This is a genomic window from Tardiphaga sp. (genome assembly GCF_044340795.1).
GTDB lineage: Bacteria > Pseudomonadota > Alphaproteobacteria > Rhizobiales > Xanthobacteraceae > Tardiphaga.
In genome coordinates this window covers 1-3832 of the sequence record NZ_JBIISY010000386.1, presented here as the reverse complement: position 1 = coordinate 3832, position 3832 = coordinate 1, and the positions used below count along the sequence as shown (strand labels likewise).

At 63.4% G+C, this 3832-nt stretch carries 3 protein-coding genes; 1 reads left to right on the top strand and 2 read right to left on the bottom strand.

Translation table 11 applies throughout. The features are described 5' to 3' along the window. Window positions 1–406 (top strand): MBL fold metallo-hydrolase (locus ACIQ17_RS31880; RefSeq protein WP_398473534.1); only part of this gene is annotated, 406 nt, incomplete at its 5' end. 104 nt (window positions 407–510) lie between these two features. Here the strand turns inward: ACIQ17_RS31880 and ACIQ17_RS31875 are convergent. Both ACIQ17_RS31875 and ACIQ17_RS31870 read right to left on the bottom strand, forming a co-directional pair. Beyond that, the gene (locus ACIQ17_RS31875) at window positions 511–2121 is read right to left on the bottom strand and encodes a DHA2 family efflux MFS transporter permease subunit (RefSeq protein WP_398473533.1); all 1611 of its coding nucleotides are present in this window, start codon (window positions 2119–2121) and stop codon (window positions 511–513) included. Continuing rightward, entirely contained in the window at window positions 2118–3302 is a 1185-nt protein-coding gene (locus ACIQ17_RS31870; RefSeq protein WP_398473532.1) for an efflux RND transporter periplasmic adaptor subunit, read from the bottom strand. The genes ACIQ17_RS31875 and ACIQ17_RS31870 overlap by 4 nt, the downstream gene beginning before the upstream one ends. Window positions 3303–3832: the final 530 nt, after the last annotated feature.

Below are 3832 nucleotides of genomic sequence, written 5' to 3'. Positions count from 1 at the left end.
CACCACCGACATCCGCCGCTATGTCGGCGACGACTCCGGTGGCGAGATGATGAAGGACGGCAATTCGATCTTCATCTTCGAGGTCGCCGGCCTGTGCATCGGCCATCTCGGCCATCTCCATCACAAGCTCGACGAAAGCCATTTCGCCGCCATCGGCCGGCTCGATATCGTGATGGTGCCGATCGACGGCAGCTACACCATGTCGCTGGATGGCGTCTCAGACATCACCAGGCGCCTGCGCGCATCGGTGGTGCTGCCGATGCATCGCTTCATGACGCCGCTCAGCGATTTCATGCAGAAGATCGGCCAGAGCTTTGCGATCGACCAGCGCAGCGCGCAGACATTGACGATGTCGCTGAACGCGCTGCCCAAGACACCGACGGTGATCATCCTGGATGGGGTGTAGGACTCGACCGTAGGGCGGATTAGCGAAGCGTAATCCGCCGGCCGAGTGCATAGCGGAAACTCCGCGGCGGATTACGCCTTCGGCTAATCCGCCCTACGGCTGAGCTAATGCCCCTTCGGCGGCGCCTTCAGATCGATCGATTTGATCGTCAGCGCGATCGGGATCATGATCATCCCGACGATCGACAGGCTCCAGAACACGTCGATATAGGCGAGCAGATCGACCTGGCGCTGGATCGTCTTGCCGATCCAGCCGACCGCCTGACTGGCCGCATCGGCCTGGCTCGAACCATGATCGACAAAATAACGCGTCACCTGATCCAGCGTGCGCTGATAGCCCACATCGGACGGCGCCGCCTGCTCCACCAGCCGCGACTGATGGAACTGCTGCCGCTGCGCCAGCATGGTCTGCGCCAGCGCCACCCCCATGGAGCCGCCGATGTTGCGCGCGACATTGATCAGCGCCGACGCCTGGTTTGTCTTGTCCGGCGGGATGCCGTCATAGGACGCCGTCGTCACCGGCAGGAACAGGAATGGCAGGCCGATGGCGAGGAAAATGCGCGCGGTGGCCGCATAGCCATAGGTCACATTGCCGTTCAGCCCGGTGAGGTGCCACATCGACAGCGCCACCACCGTCGCGCCGAACACCAGCAGATATTTCGGCTGCACGAAGCCGATCAGCCGGCCGACGATCGGCATCATGAACAGCGTCGCGATTCCGCCGGGCGACAGCGCAAGGCCCGCCAGCAGCGCCGTGTACCCGAAATCGGCCTGCAGCAGTTGCGGCATCATCTGCGTGGTGGAGATCAGCACCGCGCCGGTGCCAAGCATGACGAGAAAACATGCGCCGAACTGGCGGCGGCCCAAGAGCCGCAGATCGATGATGGGATCTTTTCGTGTCAGCTCCCAAGGGATCAGCGCCAGCAGGCTGACAGCCGCGATCACCGCAAATGTCGTGATCATCTGCGAACCAAACCAGTCCTTGCGCTGGCCTTCGTCGAGCACGAATTCGAGCGAGCCGAGCCCGATCGCGACCAAAGCGAAGCCGATCAGGTCCGGGCGCAGGCCCTTCTTCAGCAATGCCTTGCGTTCGGCTTCAGCACTGGATGGCTCGCTGACCAGCGTGCCGACGAGGAACAGCGAGATCAGGCCCATCGGCACATTGATGAGAAAGACCCAATGCCAGGAATATGTGTCCGTGATCCAGCCACCAAGCGTCGGGCCAACGACGGGCGCGACAACGACGGCGACGCCATAGACGGCAAAAGCCTGTCCACGCTTCTGCGGTGGGAACGAGTCAGCGAGGATCGCCTGCTCTGATGTCGCCATACCGCCACCGCCGAGCCCCTGTAGGATGCGGAACACGACCAGTGATTCCAGGCTCCACGCAAAGCCGCACAGCAGCGAGGCCAGCGTGAACACTGCGACGCAGATCATGTAGAAGCGCTTGCGGCCGATCACCGTAGCCAGCCAGCCGGAGATCGCCAGCACGATGGCATTGGCGACCAGATAGCTGGTGATGACATAGGTGCTCTCGTCGATGCCGACGGCGAGACCGCCGGCGATATGACGAAGCGCCACATTGGCAATGGTGGTGTCCAGCACCTCCATGAAGGTGGCGATCGAGACCACCACCGCGATCAGATACGGATTGTGCCCGCCCGCCGCGGAGCGCTCCGGCGACCAGCCGCCGGCACCGGCGGTGGTGTCGCTCATCGCACCTTGACCTTCGGTACCACGGACATGCCCGGCCCGATGGTCACATCCGTCGGCCATTGATCGACGACGATCTTCACCGGCACGCGCTGCACGACTTTCACGTAGTTGCCGGTGGCATTTTCAGCCGGCAGCAGGCTGAACACCGTGCCCGAGCCCGGCTGCACCGAAGCGACCTTGCCGGTGATCTTGTGATCGGGATAGGCGTCAATGCGGATCTCGGCGGGCTGGCCCGGCCGCATGTCGGTGACCTGGGTTTCCTTGTAGTTGGCGGTGACCCAGATATCGTCGGGCACGAACATCATCAGGCTCTGGCCGGCATTCACCAGCGTGCCCTTGGCACCGGAGAGTTTCACCACGCGCCCGGCCTGCGCTGCCGTGATTTTTGTGTAGCTCAGATTGAGCTCGGCCTGTTCGAGCTGTGCCCTGGCCTGCGCGAGACCGGCCTCGGCGCTCTTCTGCTGCGCCTTCAGCACATCTATCTGCCGGGTCGCCGATGTCACGCCGGTCTTGGCGCGGCTGTCATTGGCCTGCTGGGCCTCGAGATCGGATTTGGTGCGCTGCTGTTGCTGCACGGTGCCGGCGCCCTTCTGCACCAGTTCCTGCGCGCGCGATGCTTCCTGCTCGGCGAATTGCAGTTGCGCGGCCGCCTGGTCGGCCTGGTCGCGCGCCTGCTGCACCTGCGCCTCCTGGCTGAAAATCTGCGCCTCGACATTCGTGATGTTCGCCTGCGCCTGCTCGACCTGCGCCTGAGCCTGATCGCGCGCGGCGACATAATCGCGGGTATCGATCTGCGCCAGCACGGCGCCAGTCTCGACATGCTGGTTGTCGGTCACGAGTACATCAGTGACATAACCGCCGACCTTGGCGGCGACGGAGAAACTGCGCGCATCGACAAAGGCGTCGTCGGTGGTCTCGTAATGCCGTGCGGCAAGCCAATACATCACGCCGGCCACGATGCCGACGAGAAGCACGATGACGCCGAGCGTCGTCAGCATCCAGTGCCGACGCAGGCGCTCGCGCAGGGATGGCTTGGCCTCGGGCTCTTTGTCCTCGGTGCCGTGATCAGGTTGATCGGTCTTCTCGCGTGCCTTCCGCTTCGGTGCAGCATCGTCACGCGGCGGATCGGAACGATCGCGATCTTCGAATTCGGATAGGGTTGCTGTTTGGGAAGACGCCATGTGAAACCCGTGACAACGCGTGGACAGAGCACAATGCGCTGCAACAATCTGACGCAGGCATGGTTCCGACGCTTGACGCGGGGCAGACAAGGCGGAATCGCCGGCTCCGTAGGATGGGTTGAGCGCAGGCGCGAGAGCGCCGGAGCGATACCCATCACGGCCGGGCGCTTGTGGTGACGGGTATCGCTGCGCTCAACCCATCCGACAACTCGTCTGTTCTATTTTTGCTCTTGACAGAATTCCTATCTCCGCCATGATCCCTCCTGTCTTGTTCGCGAGGGGCGCTCTCATGAGGCGTCTTTGAACGGAGCAGGATGCGGCGCCTGCGGGCGGGAGGCTCACGCGGCCTCACGCACTCGGGCAGCCGAAGGTCGCCGTCCGACCCCACTACGGGGGTCTGCCGCTATTGCGCGGCTGGACGTGGTGCGGGCGAAGGCAGGGAAACCTGCCGGATGACTCTCTTGCGAGGGAGTGCCCAGTACCCGGAAGAACGGTCCTTCGGCTGGAAAGACGTCGCGGTGGCGCGCCGT

What these genes read in the sequence shown, in the direction of transcription:
- ACIQ17_RS31875 (WP_398473533.1), bottom strand. Translation starts at nt 2,121, where the DNA reads ATGAGCGACACCACCGCCGGTGCCGGCGGCTGGTCGCCGGAGCGCTCC.
- ACIQ17_RS31870 (WP_398473532.1), bottom strand. Translation starts at nt 3,302, where the DNA reads ATGGCGTCTTCCCAAACAGCAACCCTATCCGAATTCGAAGATCGCGAT.